The organism is Bacteroides caecigallinarum, assembly GCF_021530995.1.
In the GTDB taxonomy this organism is placed as follows: Bacteria; Bacteroidota; Bacteroidia; order Bacteroidales; family Bacteroidaceae; genus Phocaeicola; species Phocaeicola faecigallinarum.
This window is the reverse complement of record NZ_JADYTF010000080.1, coordinates 1-18,123: the sequence shown is the minus strand read 5'-3', so window position 1 is coordinate 18,123 and position 18,123 is coordinate 1. Positions and strand designations below refer to the sequence as shown.

The window sequence follows — 18,123 nt, the reverse complement described above, 5'->3', positions numbered from 1 at the left end:
GCTTTACATAAACCACACAAGTCAAGAAAGATAATACCAACAACTGAATTAAAAATCAATTAAACATATAATATAAAAAGAAATGATTATTTTTGCACATTATTATAAATAAGGACTATGACTGAAATAAAAGCTACTGAAAGTTCAGAAAAGAAAAGTCTGAACTTCATCGAACAAATCGTAGAGAAAGACTTAAGAGAAGGAAAGAACGATGGCAGAATACAGACACGTTTCCCGCCTGAGCCAAACGGATATCTTCACATAGGACATGCCAAAGCCATCTGCATGGACTTCGGAATAGCAAAGAAATACGGCGGTGTGTGTAACCTTCGTTTCGATGACACAAACCCTACTAAGGAAGATGTGGAATATGTAGAGGCTATCAAGGAAGACATCCAGTGGTTGGGATTCCAATGGGGTAACGAATATTATGCTTCGGACTACTTCCAGCAATTATGGGACTTCGCCATCCAGCTCATCAAAGAAGGCAAAGCATATATCGACGAACAGTCGTCTGAAGAAATAGCAGCACAAAAGGGTACTCCTACTCAGCCTGGAACAAACAGTCCATACCGCGACCGTCCTATCGAAGAAAATCTTGACCTGTTCATGAAGATGAACAGTGGAGAAATAGAAGAAGGCAAGATGGTTCTGCGTGCTAAAATCGACATGGCAAACCCTAACATGCACTTCCGCGACCCTATCATCTACCGTGTAGTTAAAACTCCTCACCATCGTACAGGCGACAAGTGGAAGGCATATCCTATGTATGACTTCGCTCACGGACAGAGTGACTATTTCGAAGGTGTGACTCACTCGCTTTGTACACTGGAATTCGTTGTACATCGTCCATTATATGACTTGTTCGTAGACTGGGTGAAGGAAGGCAAAGACCTCGAAGACCACCGTCCACGTCAGTATGAGTTCAACAAACTGAACTTGAGCTACACTCTTATGAGTAAGCGTAATCTTCTGACATTGGTTAAGGAAGGACTCGTAAACGGATGGGATGACCCACGTATGCCGACTATCTGCGGTTTCCGCCGCCGTGGTTACTCTCCTGAGTCTATCAGAAACTTCGTTGACAAAATAGGATATACTACATACGATGCTTTGAATGACTTCGCATTGCTTGAAAGTGCTGTACGCGAAGATTTGAACGCTCGTTCTACACGTGTATCTGCAGTAATCAATCCTGTGAAACTGATTATCACAAACTATCCTGAAGGCAAGGTGGAAGAAATGGAAGCCATCAACAATCCTGAAGATCCGAACTCAGGAACTCATACTATCGAATTCAGCCGTGAATTGTGGATGGAACGTGAAGACTTCATGGAAGATGCTCCTAAGAAGTATTTCCGTATGACTCCAGGACAGGAGGTGAGATTAAAAAATGCTTACATTGTGAAATGTACAGGATGCGATAAGGATGAGAACGGAAACATCACAACTGTTTATGCCGAATATGATCCTAATACCAAGAGCGGAATGCCTGAGGCAAACCGCAAGGTAAAAGGTACATTGCACTGGGTAAGCTGCAACCACTGTCTGAAAGCTGAAGTACGTCTGTACGACCGCTTGTGGAAGGTGGAAAATCCACGCGACGAAATGGCTGCCATCCGCGAGGCTAAGAACTGCTCAGCTCTTGAGGCAATGCAGGAAATGATTAATCCTAACTCTCTGACTGTACTGAACGAATGTTACGTCGAGAAGTTCCTGGCAGATGCAAAACCATTGGATTATCTGCAGTTCCAGCGTATTGGTTATTTCAATGTGGACAAGGATTCTACTCCTGAACATCTGGTATTCAACAGAACAGTATCACTGAAAGATACTTGGAGCAAAATCAACAAGTAATCATCAGTTGAAATAAAAAACAAAGAGTAATATCAACACCCAAGCGGTAAATGATATTACTCTTTTTTATTTTATACAAATTGCAATATTCTATTTTTCCTTACCAATCCATGTAAGTCTGTGCCATACAGTTTCTAGAGGTCCACGCTTGAAATGCCTGAACCACCAGTGGGCAAACAGCACCTGAAGAATAAGGAATACGATACCGACAAGCAGACTGCATGTAGTTCCGCATACTTTGTGTAATTCCAGTCCATAACCGAAATAAAGGAAACTACCGACAATAGACTGGGATACATAATCAGTAAGACTCATCCTTCCGTATGGAGCTAAAAGTTTCTGTACTTTTTCACCGCATATCCAATATAATAAAAGGAATGAAGCTACTATGCACAACATAAAAAACAGGTTATACCACGAATTGAGTATTGTCTGCATTGTAGAAAGCATAAACTTAATCTCTATCTGAGTATAGATAAACTCTTTCAGATAATACATCAGTATAGTTACCGGCAATGAAAGGCACAGTACTTTTGTCCAGAAATTACGTGACTTAATAAGTTTTTCTTCAGACGAAGCATCGAAATATCCTAATCGCCCCAACAAAAGTCCAATCATAAACAAGGATGCTGTCTGGAACACACGTCCATAACACCATGCCCAGTTAAGGCTGGCCAGCTGTCCTGTTACAAGATTTACCTTGACCATCTCCCAAAACGACGTTCCGCCAAGTTGCGGATAGACATCACCAAGCGAGAAAATCATCTGCTTAGGATTCTCCATAGGATTGAAAGCTGAGTATATAACTTTTATCCATTCTACAGGCTGAATCATCAGGAACAATGCCATTGCAAAAAGTGCCTTGTTACTCCAATGCCTTACAGGAACAAGCACAAAACCAACAATGGCATAGAGAACCAAAATCTCTCCCGGAAAGAATGCGGCATTAATAAATCCGAATCCAAGGAGTAGCAAAAGTCGCCACATATATCTGTTTCTGAAATCTTCTCCCCTCTTCTCCGTACTTCTGCTCTGCAGATAGAATGTAAAACCAAACAACAAAGCAAAAATTGCGTATGTCTTACCTGCAAAGGTAAAGAACATCATATCCCACAAACTAGTATTTAGTGCCTTGATTGTTTCTCCCGAAGCTTCAGGAAACGAATAGAAATTGAAATGTTCAATGTTATGCAGCAACATTATCCCCATTACCGCAAAACCGCGCAGAGCATCAATAGCCACATTACGCGCATTTTCATTCTGTGCTTTCATCATATTATCAAACAAAAAAAATGCCACCCACAAACTTTATAGGTTTATGAATGACATTATAATTTTAAAACTTTGTACTCTGAAAATATTATTTTGCAGAATCACCTGTTGCAGGAGCAGCAGCTGCATCATCAGTCTGAGGAGCAGCAAAACCGGCAGGTGCATTCAATGGGTTAGTACTCTGTTCTTCTACAGCCTGTTTCATGATAACTGAAGAGCTTTCAGCAGCCTGAGGAATAACGTATGCAGCAGCAATACTTACTACTACCATGAAGGCAGCAAGTCCCCAAGTAAGTTTTTCGATGAAATCAGTAGTTTTACGAACACCCATAATCTGGTTTGAAGATGCAAAACTAGAAGCCAAGCCTCCACCCTTTGAATTCTGTATCATTACAACAAAGCATAGCAACAATGCTGCAAGCACAATCAATACAATAAATAATAAATACATTTTCTTTTATTTTGATTTAGCGTTAATAATCAATCTCTCTAAATATCTCATTTGGTCTGCAAAGTAAATATTTTTTTTTGGATATTTCAAATTTAATTTTTTAATAATTTCCAATGCTTTATCATATCTTTGCTGTTTAACATATATTTTAGCCAATGTTTCTGTAAGATATTCGTCTTCACTTCCTTCTGCCGTTTCGGTATCATCTTGATGAGATTCATTCTCCACCTTACATTCATTACCGCAATAGTCAGTATCATCAACCTCATCATAATAATCTTCCCCGCTATCTTCCTCCGACATTACGTCATCTTTATCTTCCGCAATCTTGCCGGTTTCAGACTTCTGTATAAAACTGTCTATCAAATCCTGACCTTTTAACGGCGAAACTTCAACCTCTTCCTCCTTTTTTCTTCCCGAACCGGAATTCAAAAGAAGTAATGATGAATAATCCATAACAGTATCCATAGGGATAGACAGTTCTGAACTAAACCCCTTGTCATTAGGAATCTCAGACAGGAAGCGGTCTATAAGATCAAGCGTTCTGTCATGGACTACAGGTTTGTCCGAGAGTTCATTCTTTCTGTGTTCTATAGAATATTTGTTACCTTCAATGAAATAGAACAATACGCTCAGATCCGCGACATATAATGCTCCCCGTCGTAATTCTTCCTTGAAAGAAGGATTATTGAGCAGATAAAGATTTTTTAGATACAGCAACCATGCTGTCTGAAAGTACGGATAGCGCGATATTAGAGAACGAAGCTCGCCAAGAGTCTCTTCCCCCATCAGTTCCGGATTGTTTATCCAATCATTGAGTTGCTGCATTTCCATACATTAATCTCCTTACCAGTTAGCAACAGTAGCATTGAATATCTGTTCCACTATCTCGTCAATCATCTGATTAACCAATTCTTCCTGAACGGCAGACAACTGCTGTGTGGAATTATATTCACGGCTTGCAGAGAACTGTTGTTCGAAATCTTCCGCATGATTAGTATTGTTCACAAAACGTACGTTCACAGTCATCTTGAGCTCCGCCATTGTAGAATAGCCGTCCGAACCCACACCTTTATTGTAAGCATCGTAGTTTGTTATCTCACCTGACAGCTGCAAGTCACCATTCTGTCTCACCTGCTTAAGTCGTGTCTGCTGCATATACTTGTCCTGCAACTCTGTGTTGAACATTGACTCCATAGGTCCCCATACGAAAGCAGCCGACCTGTTGGGAAAGTTCTCGAACGATATAGTCTTCACCTTGTCATAATTGATTGAAGACCCGTTGAATTTATACGAAACAGTACATGCCGCAAGAAAACATAACGACAGTACTAATACAGAGACGATATTAAATCTTGTTATTTTATTCAAGTCCATATTCTTTTATTTTTCTATACAATGTTCTTTCCGAAATTTTCAAATCGTTGGCAGCATTCTTTCTCTTACCATTATGTCGTTCAAGAGCTTTTTTTATCATCTCTTTCTCAACATCATCCAGTGAAAGATTTTCTTCTACATATACCTCTGTATCCTGATAATCCGAATCAGTATGTTTCACAGACACATTAGAAACCGGAGTTATGGAAGATACCTTATTAACCGGCTGTATCTGGCTCACCTGCGGATATTGCTGCGGCATCACCATCGGTACATCACTGATGACATCGACTGTTGGAGTCTGCAGAAAATGAGAACCGCTGTCAACCGGATGTGCCACATGATGACCGGCAGCCTCACGTTCAGTCATTATCTCATGCACCAGTTTTTTCAGTTCAGTCACATCACGACGCATATCGAAAAGTACCTGATAGAGAATTTCTCTCTCGCTTTCAAAACTCTTGTTTCCGGAATGAGCCCCCTTACCTCCTACGAATGCCGGCAGTCTGGAACTGTTTCCCATATCCGGCAGATAAGTAGAGAGTATTTCAGGTGTAATATCCCTATTGGTTTCTATTATGGAAATCTGCTCGGTAATGTTTTTAAGTTGTCTGATATTTCCCGGCCATGGATATTCCACAAGCATACGCTTAGCCTGCTCGTTAAGCTGTATGGAAGGCATACGGTATTTCTCTGCAAAATCGGCTGCAAACTTTCTGAACAGCAACGCTATATCATCCGGTCTCTCTCTCAATGGCGGAACCTTAATAGGAACTGTATTCAATCGGTAATACAAATCCTCACGGAAACGTCCTTCGGCTATGGCATCAGCAAAGTTAACGTTTGTAGCGGCAACAATTCTTACATCTGTCTTCTGAACCTTGGATGAACCTACTTTGATATATTCGCCTGATTCAAGGACACGCAGCAGTCTTGCCTGGGTTGACAAAGGTAATTCTCCTACCTCATCCAGAAAAATTGTTCCTCCGTTAGCCTCGGCAAAATAACCGTTTCTGTCGCTTATGGCACCGGTAAAGGCACCTTTCTCGTGTCCGAACAGTTCCGAGTCTATTGTACCTTCAGGTATAGCCCCACAGTTGACAGCTATATACGGCCCGTGTTTCCTGCGGCTGAACTGATGTATTATCTGCGGAAAACTTTCCTTACCTACTCCACTTTCACCGGTAACCAGTACCGACAAGTCCGTAGGCGCAACCTGCATAGCAATATCAATAGCCCTGTTAAGCCCCTCGGTATTACCAATAATACCAAAACGTAACTTTATATTTTGAATATCCGACTTTACCATATATAATAAAAATTGTCTGCCAAATTTACAAAATCTTTGGGAAGAATCAGTAAATATGGCAGAAAATTACTTTAGAACACTGTACGTATCATCAATCTCACACCCCACTTGTTGGCCGTAGGGAGATGATTATAGTTAAGACGTCTCACATATTCTATATGCAAAAGCTTGAATATATTGTGAATTCCGGCTGTAATCTCCACATACGGCACTTTCGGATCCATCACATTACTTGAATAATTATATTTACCGGTCATATCATAATGTCCCGGGAACATCATTAGCATATCATCATTCCTGTTCTGCTCAAGGAAAGGATTGTTTTTATCCGTAAGCGTACCCCACAAGCACTTGACCCCGATAAACTCACGCCATTTCAGTTTCTTAATCAAAGGTATGCGGTTGAAGAGTTTTCCCTGCATATTCCATGATACATCAAGCGACGCATAACGGTCGTTCAGGAACTCCATATTATTGATAAGGTTGAAAGTTCCGTCCTGTATAATGTACGACAGGTTTGCTGCCGGCATTATAAGCAATGGGAAAGGAACCTTGTTCCATTGTATTCCACCTTTCAAATGCACGTCAAGATTACCCCACGAACTTAACCAGAAACGTTTGTAAGCAGTGGCTTCCGTCATATTATAAGTATAATCACTACCCAAAACACCTTTCAGTCCTAATGTATGCTGCAACGTAAATACAGGTGCATCAAGATTTACAGGCAATCGTCTCTGTTTCGTATTTACGAAAGTCTCGCCCGGAGCGTACCTTAAAGTTAAAGAAGCCTCTGTCACTGTTATATCGTGAGTATTGAAAGGCGACTGTACCCATTTCTGTCCGGATAGCGACCCGTCTGCAATAGCAGTCTGTAGTGCGCTTTCGCCCGCCATTGTACGATAGAACAATTCGCCGCAAGGCTCGTAATTGGCATATCTCAACATTGCAGTTGTCTTGAAACCGAACTCACGTTCACGCTCATACTTGATAGTGGCCTTGCGTTCGTAGTTATACTGATCCACCTGACACACCTTCAAGGCTGTAAACACATTATCCTTGTCTGCATTTATAAACTTATCAGACGGCAGCATATTGTCATACTGATAAGTAAATGTCATGGAATGTTTAGGGAACTCTCTTGGAAGATATTCCTTCTTGTCGAACGAATACTCCAGCTCTCCCATATACTTCGACTTTTTGTCCTTGAATCCGTATGCATAATATCCTTTCAGGAAGATATTAGGATGGAGATTGGCTGTAGTCTGTGCTGATGCACGCAATCGTAACCCATCGATATAGTTCGATGTTATCATCGTATTTATCGGACCTATATCCACTTTACTGTCCTTACTTGTCTCGACATAACTTTCAATCAAAGCCTTAAGTCCTACCATTATATATTTGAACCCCTTTATCTTTGCCAGATCGTCAAGGAAGTTACCCATTCGTGTTTCCGATTCTGTAAGTTCCTCCTGCCTGTACTTTTTCCAGAATTCATCATCGCGCATCATCGCGTTTACATCCTTTATTTCGGAACCTTTCTTCTTGAACAGTTTGTCAGGCAACGGTTCGAAAGAAAAATCAAAGTTACGAGTAGTCCTTCTCACCATATACGATCCGAGAATCTTTTTCAGATATGACAACTCGCAAAGCATATCATCTTCCATCAGCGACCATTCACCGGTTGGCAACTCACCAAACTTCTGTTTGATAATCATATTATCAACAAAGTTTATATCTGTTTTTTTAGGAAGATTGAGTTCACACTGCTTCACCCTGAATGTTGAATCAGCCAATATATAAAGATGTCCTGTAAATCCGAAATCCTGTGAATTGTTAGGTACGAAAGTCAAATGAAAACATCTGTCCCTCTCCACATACACAGTATCCATGATATAATATTTATAAAATCGGATACCGGCGTCCGACACAGGACTGTCGAAAGGATATTGCAGGAAACGGAATCTGTCTTCATATATATCAATATCCTGGAAAACATCCTTCAACACTGTGGTGAGCATGTCGCCCGTACTGAACAGTTCGTTTATACCTTTTGATTCTATACCCTGTATAATAGTCTTTTCAGAGCGTGGATCTTTCCTGTATATCTTTTGTGAAACTGTCTCGTCGACCGAAACTGGCAATATCCTTTTTTGGGTAACATCACACATTTCCACCTGATCACGAAGGAACGGATATTTCTTGAAAAGCCACGACTCCTTCAAAGAATCAGGGGTTATATCATTTACAGCCAAAGTAATCTTCTGATACTTGTTATAGAAATAATAATCCTTATTTTCAAGATTAGTCCTCCTCTTTGAAGCAATAACCTTTTTCATTAATTCAACAGCCGGATTATTCTTTCTGGAATATTTCTCCTTTTTAGGCTTAACGATAACCTCATCAAGCACCAAATCAGACTTCATACTCACATTAAGTTCTGTAGTCTTTGATGAAACAGTTATATCCTGCCTTGTATATCCCACCATGGAGAATGTAAGTTTGTTCCATCCCTCATGATATGGGATAGCATACTTACCGTCTATATCGGTTATTGTACCAACTCCTTTCCCATCGTAATATATATTCAAATATGGGATAGGCTCACCAGTATCCGAATCTATAACAACTCCATGGATTTGGGCATATAATCCTAATGTCCAAATCCACAATGCTATTATTACAAGTAATCTTTTTACCATATTAACAATATATTTCTATTAAAAACAAGTCCGGCAATACAGGTACCAAGCCGATAAATAAGTCTGTTTACTTTTTGTAAGGTTTCAAAGGATCCTGCAATGACAATACTCGCCTGTCTTTGTTAAACTGAATGAAATAAGCGACAAAAAGGAATACCGCAATTGCCAATCCTACAATATCGTATACACCCAAATGCTGGCCATAGATATCAAAACTAACTTCTTTCCATGGAGTGTACATACATATAGTATTTATAAGAATTATAACCAATCTGAATTCTGTAGGTCCGAAAGAACTGTATGTCAAACGGAATTCACCTTTTATTATAGTAACAATATATGTATAAACCGAGAGAACCAGATATCCTGCAAGAACCAAAAGAGCCACATCCATTCTGAACATAGGAGAAAGTCCGGCACCGATACACATTATACAGATAGTTATCGCGTCCAAAGAATGGTCGATGAAAAATCCATAGACAGGACGCTGCAGATTACGTACACGAGCCAGAGTTCCATCAAGACTGTCGCCATACCAGTTCAACACCATTCCAAATGAGGCTAACCATAAATACAAAATATTGCCAGAAGACAACATACACCCCAGAGCATAAATCAAAGCTCCCAAAACTCCCATGTAAGTCAGAAAATCCGATGTAACCCACTTGGGCTGACGTTGTGCCAGCCATACCAGTGCAACTTTTTCAGCCCTATTAAGTATTGATGTCTGAATTCTTTTTGACTCTTCCTTTCCCATATGATTCTCTATTTAAATCTTAACCAAATAAAAACTCTATATATAAATTTATTATCTTATACTCATCAACATTTCAAATATCCTCAAATCCTCAGGATATGTAAGTTTAATATTAAACCTGTCTCCATCAACCATATACAATGGTGTATATTTCAATTGTGACATAAGTATATATAACGACTGCGACACAATACCTTTCTTTTGTGCTTCATTTATAGCCTTTCGTATCTGCCCCAGTCTGAATGTCTGTGGTGTCTGCACCATAAACATTGATTCTCTAAGAAAATGCTTCTCAGATGAGATACCGTCTTCACTATACAGATAAGATTCATTTCCTCTGATAACCGTCACAGCATTTCCCTTATTAATACATGTATCGATATTGTCAGATATAATCTTTTCAGATATAAATGGCCTTACAGACTCATGTACGAGAACTATATCATCAAAACCATAACCTTTCGACAAGAGGTACTCAATACCATTTGAAATGGACTCCTGACTATTGATTCCACCTTCAACAACAGCCTCTAGCTTACTTATACCATAACTTTCAGCCATTGATTTGAGTTTATCTACCCATCCATGCAGGCAGACTACAATAATAACATCAATATCACTGCTTTGTTCAAACCTGAGCAAAGTACGGATTATTACCGGAATACCTTGCAACTCCAGGAACTGTTTTGGCGTATCCTTATGCATTCTGTCGCCAGAACCTCCTGCTGTTACAAAAGCTATCTTTTTCATATATTTACATCTAAACTATATTCTTTATACATTTTCATACAGAAACTTTCATGCCTGCCTCTCATATAGAAAAATATAAAATTAAGAGCTGTAACTTCAAAGATAAAGAAGAACCATGGCTCTTTAACAAGAATAGAAACAAAAAGCACAAAAGCTCTTGTATCAAATGTAAGAATATTGGTATATTTCATCAATGGTTTACTGTTCTTTCTATACTCATCCCTAAAATCAGAAGGAATATCTTCGCCTTTCTCCAACCATTTTCTCTCTACTCCACGCAACAGTTTCTGTAAAGATGGCGACAAGCTTTCCTGACTTTTCGTATACTTTATATAAAATAACAAATACAGTTTCTCAAACCAGTCTGACTTCCAACTTAACGATTTCATCTTTTCTATTTGTCTGGATGATTTGTCGAATTCTGAATTTGAGTTCCCTTTTTGGAAGAACATGTGTATATTTCTGTAATAATCAGCTAGTGCACATTGCTTGCTGTGACATATAAATCCAGAGAAAGCTGCCAATAGCCATATATATATGCCCCATGTATCATTAAGTCTCAAACAAATGAAAAAATAAATTGAGAAGAACCACAGGTCACCGGCAAATCCGTCCAGAACACGCCCCAAAAGACTTTTCTTTCCAGTCATTCTAGCCAACTGACCATCGGCACAATCATACCAATTGGCCCAAATCAACAGAAATATACCATAAAGTCCATGCTTCAAATCGTCAAAATAGAACATATATCCAGCCAACATTCCCAAAATAATGGATATAATAGTTACAACATTAGGATGTACACCTATTTTTTTAAAGAATAGGGCCCACAAATATCCACAGGAGCGCGTTACATATATCTCGAAAAAGCCTTCAGTATCTTCTGATTTCAATGTAGATTTTATACCTCTTTTGAACGATGCAAAATCCATAACAATATCTTACTATTTATTTCCTATTTTCATCAATGCTATACCTATGATAACACATACCACCTCTCTTATTCTTATCAGAAGTGCCATAAACACACCGTACGAATATGGAATGGACAATAATGCCACCGACATAACAAATCCACCTTCACGCGCACCAAGCTGCATTGGCGAAAAGAACATCAGATTGGCAAACAATGATGTAAACGCTAATATCAATATACTGTCGAAGAAACTTGCGTCGGTAGAAAATATCAACAAGATGATATATACTTCAAGACAAGATACTACCCTTGATATAAACTCCAATGACAATGAAGTGAAAAACGTATATTTGTTATTCCTATACAAATCTTTTATCTGATTGTCGATCTGCACAAAAGTTTCTTCCTTTTTCTCTATTAATTTGGTTATCTTGTTTTTTATAAAAGGCATACGTTGCAGAAAACGCATAAGTTTCATCACCATTCCCGAACGATATCCTTTTATGAAAAAGTAAATTCCTATCATACAAGCCACCACAAAAATACTCATGATTATAACATAAGTTCTATTTATCTGGTTATAATAGGACAATATATATATAAGCAGGGAAAAAAGCCAGAAGCAAAAATGAGAGAATATATGCATCATGACATACAATATAACACTGGACGATGCTTTCTCTATTCCCACATATGGTTTTAGTTCCATTATACGATATGGTTCTCCACCCATTAATCCGACTGGAGTTGTAGAATTAAGAGCAAATCCTGTTATGGTATATTTAAATACTTTCATAAAAGGAACCTTAACTCCATTCAACCCATTACAAATAATAGCATACCATGCCCCCGCATTTATAGCATAAATAAACATCCATAGCAGCAGTAATACAGGAAACCATATACCGGCCTTTCTCAGACATGACACAACATCTTCATAAGTCATGTCCATTCCAAAAAGCATTATTACTATGGCTACTACCCCTACTATGAAAAATATATTCCTGAATTTACTCTTCATATTCAGCGTCAAGTTTCAATTTATCGCTATCGTCGCGTTTCTCGTAATACTGTTTGCGAAGCGGATTCGCACTTATCTCTCTCTCCATACATCTGTTACGGAATACATCGATAGCCACATATATGGCCTGACGAAATGAATCTTCCGAAGCGATACCCTGTCCGGCAATGTCATACGCTGTACCATGCGCAGGCGATGTCCTTACAATAGGCAAACCGGCAGTATAATTTACTCCTTCATCCATAGCCAAAGCCTTGAACGGAGCCAATCCCTGATCGTGATACATCGCCATTATACCATCAAAATGGGTAAAATTTCCTGAGCCCATAAAACCGTCAGCCGGATAAGGTCCGAAACACTGTATTCCTTTAGCTTTCAGTTCTTCCATTGCCGGAATAATGACATCCTGTTCCTCTGTACCAAGAAGACCATTATCACCGGCATGAGGATTCAGTGAGAACACAGCAATGCGCGGACATCCTATTCCGAAATCCTGTTTCAACGATTTATGGAATATCTCTATTTTTTCTTCTATCAATTCCTTGGTAAGTATAGACGGGATTTCCCTTACAGGAACATGACCTGTAACCAAAGCCACCCTGAAATCATTCTTCATAAGAATCATCAATGACTTGTTGCCGTCTCCCACACGTTCTTCTATATATTCTGTATGACCAGGGAAATGAAATGTTTCGGACTGTATGGTATGCTTGTTGATAGGAGCTGTTACCAGCACATCAATTCCACCCTCACGATAGTCGGCCAACGCTCTTTCCAAAGCATCCAGTGCAGCCTTTCCGGCTTCTGCTGTAGGCTTGCCAAGCTCCACCTTAAGTTCTTCTGCAGTACAATTCAAGACATTCAGTCTGCCATCCTGTATTTCCTTTGCAGAATTTATTATGCTGAAATTGGCAGAAATATCCATCGCTTTACGATGATAAGCCGCTACCTTTGGCGACCCGTACACTACCGGCGTACATAATTCCATCATTTCCGGTTCGGAAAAGGCCTTCAATATAACCTCATAACCTACTCCATTGATGTCACCGTGGGTGATTCCCACTCTTATTTTACGTCTTTCCATGTCTATACTTATAATATAATGTATATTTTATTTTATAGAGTCACCTGTGATGGTAATTTCAGTCACACCAGCCCCTATAGGCAATTCGAATACTTCTTTCTGTGCAGGTAATTTCAGAGTGTAAAGACATGCCTCAAGCTTGCGCATAAGGTCACGCTTCAATTTGTCAGGTTTAAAGACAAAACCCTCCACCACTATTACTCTGGCATTAGCCCTGTCAACCCTGACATGCGATACGAAAGGACCTCCCATAGCATCGTTTCTCATTTCCCATAATCCTCTCGCCTCAAAAGCATAATCACCTTTAACAGCTATGTTCTTTACATCCACAAAGATTGAGTCTGCTGTCTCCATATACATACCTTCCATTGACCCCGGTATGTTGATTTTCATTACAGAATCACGTTTGTTGATAAAATACTCCTTTGTAAACGTATTATTGTCCCTGAACGGATAAGAATACATCACGAAATTCATATCATTAAGATTGGTTGAAGCCCAAAAGAAATCCTCGCCCGTCTTAAACGAGTTCAGTTCATTAGGCATCCATATATCACAATCGAACAGACTTCCCACCTTTGCCGAAATGGCAGCATTATGTTTCTCACGCAAAAGGTTTATCTGACGGTTCATTTCAGCACGTGTAAAGAAATCCACAATCACCTGTCCGTGCTTACTTACGTATTCATCAAATTCCTTCTGATTTGGCGACTGTATAGTCATTATCATCTGTGGAGAAGCGTATGCATCGCGCGTATACTTAAATTTGGTTTGAGTGTAAATATCCTGAATATCAGCTATTATGATATTTCTGAAAATACGCATCACACGGTCAAAATTCGCAGGACGGATACGTGAGATTCTGAACGAACGTTCCGCCTGAGGCAAGCCCGGCACATCTGTATCAAGCACATGATAGAGCGCACTGTCCGGACTCATCCAGCAATTATCGTCCGCTACAACCATCACTTCGTATGGTCTTCCGCTTGAAACCGGAGTAATAATACTTTTACCATCATTACGGCATGATGCCAACACGACAGCCAACATCACGAAGCTAAAATAAAAAGCAATACGTTTCATATTATCAATTTCTTATTGGTTTACACATTATTTTTCTCAGCCTGCTGCTTGGCAGTGGAAAGCATTCCGCAAGCCGCAAATATATCCTCACCTCTCGAAGCCCTTATTGTGGCAAACACTCCATGCTGTGTCAGATAGTCACGGAATAGCACCATCGAATCCATGTCAGTACCTTCAAGATCCACATTCGGTATGGCATGAAAACGAATAAGGTTCATTCTGCAATCCAGTCCCTTCAATATCTTGACAAGCTCCTTGGCGTATATCAGACTGTCATTGACTCCTTTGAAAACAATATATTCAAACGAGAGACGTCTCTGCTTGCTGAAATCATACCGTTTCAATATCTCTATAATCTCCATTATGGAGAAAGCTTTCTCAGCAGGCATAAGCTCGCGTCTTTGTGCCGGAAAAGGAGAATGCAGGCTCACAGCCAGATGGCAGTCACTTTCTTCGAGGAATCTTTCAAGACCTTTCTTCAAGCCAACGGTAGAAACGGTTATTCTCTTCGGACTCCACGCATATCCATAATCAGCGGTGAGTATCTCCAAAGCCCTAAGCACCTCATCCAGATTATCAAAAGGCTCACCCATACCCATGAACACAACATTTGTCAATGTATCCCTCTCAGGTATGGAATATATCTGATTAAGAATCTGCGCGGCTGTCAGACTGTTGGTATATCCCTGCTTGCCCGTCATACAAAACTTACAGTTCATCTTGCATCCCACTTGTGATGACACACACAATGTCGCCCTGTCATCGTCAGGTATATAAACAGCCTCAATATAATCATTTTCCGGGGTACGGAATAAATATTTCACAGTTCCATCTACGGAACGCATTTCGTGTACAGGAGGAGTTGCCCCAACCTCATATTTCCGCGACAATAGCTCACGGTTTTTCAGTGACAGGTTTGTCATTTCATCTATTGAGGAAACTTTCTTCTCGTACAGCCACGATGCAATCTGTTTTGCGGTAAACTTTGGCATACCCAAATCCAAAACCACAGATTGAAGTTCATTCAAAGTTTTACCCAAAAGCGGTGATTTTATATCAGTCATCATTCAGTTATATACATTTAGCGTACAAAGTTAGCCAAAAAATAGGATAAACCATCTATAATTATCCTAATAATGACTAATTACCGACATAATGAACAATATTATCCGACGAAATGACCAATAGACCTGATATAATACATGCAATAATAAAGCAAAGGCATTTTGCTTCAATATCCAAACCGATAGAAGATATTTAAACAGTTCACTAACCGTTCGTTAAGCGTCGGCTGAGCGGTATTTCAAACCTTTTGCAAAAGGTTTGAAACATGTTTGCAAAGCATACACAAGAATCTATAGATTATTCCCCGATGCATTCTCTATCAAAGCCTTTCCAATCTCCATTTGTAAATGTTTAGGCAGTCGAAATAGCTTATCCATCAGCTCGTCATACGTCAAATCCATACAGACATTAAATACAGGTTCTTCCTTTATGTTACCGTCAATCCTGTCAACAACCATAGCACCATCAATGAATTCAGAAAAATCAGGAACATCCGGCCAATTTTCTATCGTTCCATTACTCTTGATTCTCAACCTTATGTAATCCCCACATCCGTCAGCATCCGGAATAAGCCTGTTGGGAACATAACCCGAAATTCTACATAACGCTTTATTGTCTTTTCCGAGAAGGAAATAAGTGCCACTATCACTCACCTTAGCCTGAAAAAGAATATTTCCATATTCCTCAGGCCAGTTTAAAAGATTGTGCGACCTTAGTTCTATTATACCGGTCCACATTCCCTTCGAAACCAAAGGATATTTATCCTCACACAATTCTCCAAATAAAGAATCGGTATATTTACACATTTCTTCATGAAAAGGAAAACTTATAACCAGGTAGTATGCTTGTTCCAGCAACTCCCTTTCGTTCATTCTTCTAAGGATCTGTTTTGATGTCATGAAAACTTTGTTTTTGAATTAAACATTAATGATTTCACTGAATAGCTATAATTTACTCAATTTGACATAATAAATACTAATTAATGCATTTATAATTTAGCAATTAGCATCTTCTCATCTACAATAGATACAGTATTAGTTGGGAAAAAGCGCACTTTATATTTTTGGTGTAATCTTTTGTATTCAGTTGCGTCATCAAAAATAGTTTGATTGAATGACACCTTATTCTTTCTTGGAAACGATATTACACCATACACACGTTCTTTTCCAATAATACCTTTATCCCTAAATATTTGCACTGCAGAAATAATCTGATTCTTTACAATAGCCTTATATTCTGAAATATTTTTAGGTTTACAGTCCTTTATTTCCACAAAAGCCATGCCTATATCTTTTAGCTCACTTTCAGGAAATATTACACATTCGCAATGTAGTAAATCTTTTCCTTTCTTATCTTTAAACTGATGATCATCAAAAATATTACATACAACGGACAATTGTGAAAAGTTTTCAAAAACCAAACAGTCCATATCTGATGTATTATCCGGCGCTTTCGGTATAATTTCATGAAATTCCACTTTTCTCTCTTTGTTTGTTCTTTCTGAAAAATCAGCGATATACAGTTTAGAGGCTGTGCTACTACAAAAGACAGATTGCGGATAAACGGCCTGTATCTTATTCTTCATCCTCATAGTAATTTAAAAGTTCCAAATACTCTTCTGAATTCTTCTTATATGCCGTATTTAAATAATTGTCCTCTATTATGCCATCTTCATCTTGTACTCGACGAAGGGTTCCATTATCCAATTCAAAGACAGACACCAATTTTGGGTTAATCCATGCCGAATGAGATACAAAATCAGAGACCTCTTCTTTTGGAATATTATCTTTTACCAACCCTCCCATCATACAATTATTAAGAGCAAACAATATATATGGACTATGTGTGGTAATAATAGCAGCATGTTTTTTATCATTCTGCATAATTTCCAATAACCAATAAACAAATTCTTGTTGCGTATCAGGAAAAAGATTTTGCTCCGGTTCTTCTATAAACAGCTGAGTATAATGATAATTAAATAACCGATACATAACATGAACAGCCTCATATATATTATGAGACAATTCTTTCGGTAGTAAATCCGAGAGCTTGTTTATCGCCTTTACATCATAACTCTCAAGCATTTTAAACATGGAAATCAATATATTTGAATATTTCTTGAAGTTACTGATATTTTCTCCATCAGCAATTCTATTAGCCACCATAATCATTTCATTAGCGAAATCCTTTCTTGCCATTTCTTTAGACGGAGACAAAGCCCTTTGCTTCTTATACAGATTTGATAACATATATATTATCGTCTGGTACAATGGTAATACAGATTGTACACCACTTGAAGCGTTCGTAAGCAATAACTTTGATCCATTGTCAAAAATATAGTCCTTGTCATTTATATTTTCATAAGAAACTTCCCTGCTAAGAAGATTTGAGATATCAAGTTTCTTAATATCTTCTTTAGCTTCTGACCAGTCATAAGCAAAATAAAGTAACACATTGTTTCCCTCATTATACTTACTAA

The 18,123-nt window shown here is 38.8% G+C and carries 17 protein-coding genes; 1 reads left to right on the top strand and 16 read right to left on the bottom strand.

What is annotated here, in order from left to right:
* Positions 1–117 precede the first annotated feature (117 nt).
* Positions 118–1,857, top strand: a complete 1,740-nt coding sequence (locus tag I6E24_RS11080; RefSeq protein WP_235328605.1) for a glutamine--tRNA ligase/YqeY domain fusion protein — start codon at positions 118–120, stop codon at positions 1,855–1,857.
* Positions 1,858–1,947: 90 nt separating this feature from the next.
* Here I6E24_RS11080 and I6E24_RS11075 read toward each other — a convergent pair whose 3' ends face one another.
* From I6E24_RS11075 to I6E24_RS11000, 16 genes are all read right to left on the bottom strand, one after another.
* Positions 1,948–3,132: a DUF418 domain-containing protein gene (locus I6E24_RS11075; protein ID WP_235328604.1), complete on the bottom strand. Its 1,185-nt coding sequence runs from the start codon at positions 3,130–3,132 to the stop codon at positions 1,948–1,950.
* A gap of 85 nt (positions 3,133–3,217) precedes the next feature.
* Entirely contained in the window at positions 3,218–3,580 is a 363-nt protein-coding gene (gene secG / locus I6E24_RS11070; protein WP_235328603.1) for a preprotein translocase subunit SecG, read from the bottom strand.
* Between the two features lie 6 nt (positions 3,581–3,586).
* On the bottom strand, positions 3,587–4,414 hold the full coding sequence (locus I6E24_RS11065) for a tetratricopeptide repeat protein (RefSeq protein ID WP_235328602.1): 828 nt from the start codon (positions 4,412–4,414) through the stop codon (positions 3,587–3,589).
* Between the two features lie 12 nt (positions 4,415–4,426).
* Positions 4,427–4,957 (bottom strand): LPS assembly lipoprotein LptE, encoded by a 531-nt coding sequence (lptE, locus tag I6E24_RS11060; protein WP_235328601.1) that lies wholly within the window; start codon positions 4,955–4,957, stop codon positions 4,427–4,429.
* Positions 4,944–6,266 carry a sigma-54 interaction domain-containing protein gene (locus I6E24_RS11055; protein ID WP_235328600.1) on the bottom strand — a complete coding sequence of 441 codons (1,323 nt, stop codon included), beginning with the start codon at positions 6,264–6,266 and terminating at the stop codon, positions 4,944–4,946. Before I6E24_RS11055 ends, lptE begins: the two co-directional genes overlap by 14 nt.
* A 71-nt stretch (positions 6,267–6,337) precedes the next feature.
* Positions 6,338–8,968 (bottom strand): DUF5686 and carboxypeptidase-like regulatory domain-containing protein, encoded by a 2,631-nt coding sequence (locus I6E24_RS11050; protein ID WP_235328599.1) that lies wholly within the window; start codon positions 8,966–8,968, stop codon positions 6,338–6,340.
* Between the two features lie 67 nt (positions 8,969–9,035).
* Entirely contained in the window at positions 9,036–9,725 is a 690-nt protein-coding gene (locus tag I6E24_RS11045; RefSeq protein ID WP_235328598.1) for a CDP-alcohol phosphatidyltransferase family protein, read from the bottom strand.
* A 51-nt stretch (positions 9,726–9,776) separates the two neighbouring features.
* Positions 9,777–10,475: an IspD/TarI family cytidylyltransferase gene (locus tag I6E24_RS11040; protein WP_235328597.1), complete on the bottom strand. Its 699-nt coding sequence runs from the start codon at positions 10,473–10,475 to the stop codon at positions 9,777–9,779.
* The gene (locus tag I6E24_RS11035; protein ID WP_235328596.1) at positions 10,472–11,407 is read right to left on the bottom strand and encodes a CDP-alcohol phosphatidyltransferase family protein; all 936 of its coding nucleotides are present in this window, start codon (positions 11,405–11,407) and stop codon (positions 10,472–10,474) included. Before I6E24_RS11035 ends, I6E24_RS11040 begins: the two co-directional genes overlap by 4 nt.
* A 12-nt stretch (positions 11,408–11,419) precedes the next feature.
* Entirely contained in the window at positions 11,420–12,412 is a 993-nt protein-coding gene (locus I6E24_RS11030; RefSeq protein ID WP_235328595.1) for a lysylphosphatidylglycerol synthase transmembrane domain-containing protein, read from the bottom strand.
* Entirely contained in the window at positions 12,402–13,496 is a 1,095-nt protein-coding gene (gene pdxA, locus I6E24_RS11025; RefSeq protein ID WP_235328594.1) for a 4-hydroxythreonine-4-phosphate dehydrogenase PdxA, read from the bottom strand. Before pdxA ends, I6E24_RS11030 begins: the two co-directional genes overlap by 11 nt.
* 27 nt (positions 13,497–13,523) lie before the next feature.
* Positions 13,524–14,579, bottom strand: coding sequence for a DUF4837 family protein (locus I6E24_RS11020; RefSeq protein ID WP_204507660.1), 1,056 nt, complete (start codon positions 14,577–14,579; stop codon positions 13,524–13,526).
* A gap of 20 nt (positions 14,580–14,599) precedes the next feature.
* Positions 14,600–15,643: a 23S rRNA (adenine(2503)-C(2))-methyltransferase RlmN gene (gene rlmN / locus I6E24_RS11015; RefSeq protein WP_235328606.1), complete on the bottom strand. Its 1,044-nt coding sequence runs from the start codon at positions 15,641–15,643 to the stop codon at positions 14,600–14,602.
* Between the two features lie 291 nt (positions 15,644–15,934).
* Positions 15,935–16,543, bottom strand: a complete 609-nt coding sequence (locus tag I6E24_RS11010) for a hypothetical protein (RefSeq protein WP_235328593.1) — start codon at positions 16,541–16,543, stop codon at positions 15,935–15,937.
* 89 nt (positions 16,544–16,632) lie between these two features.
* Positions 16,633–17,229: a hypothetical protein gene (locus I6E24_RS11005; protein WP_235328592.1), complete on the bottom strand. Its 597-nt coding sequence runs from the start codon at positions 17,227–17,229 to the stop codon at positions 16,633–16,635.
* Positions 17,219–18,123, bottom strand: a 905-nt coding sequence (locus tag I6E24_RS11000) for an AAA family ATPase (protein WP_235328591.1), incomplete at its 5' end; no start/stop codon positions are given. The genes I6E24_RS11005 and I6E24_RS11000, both read right to left, overlap by 11 nt.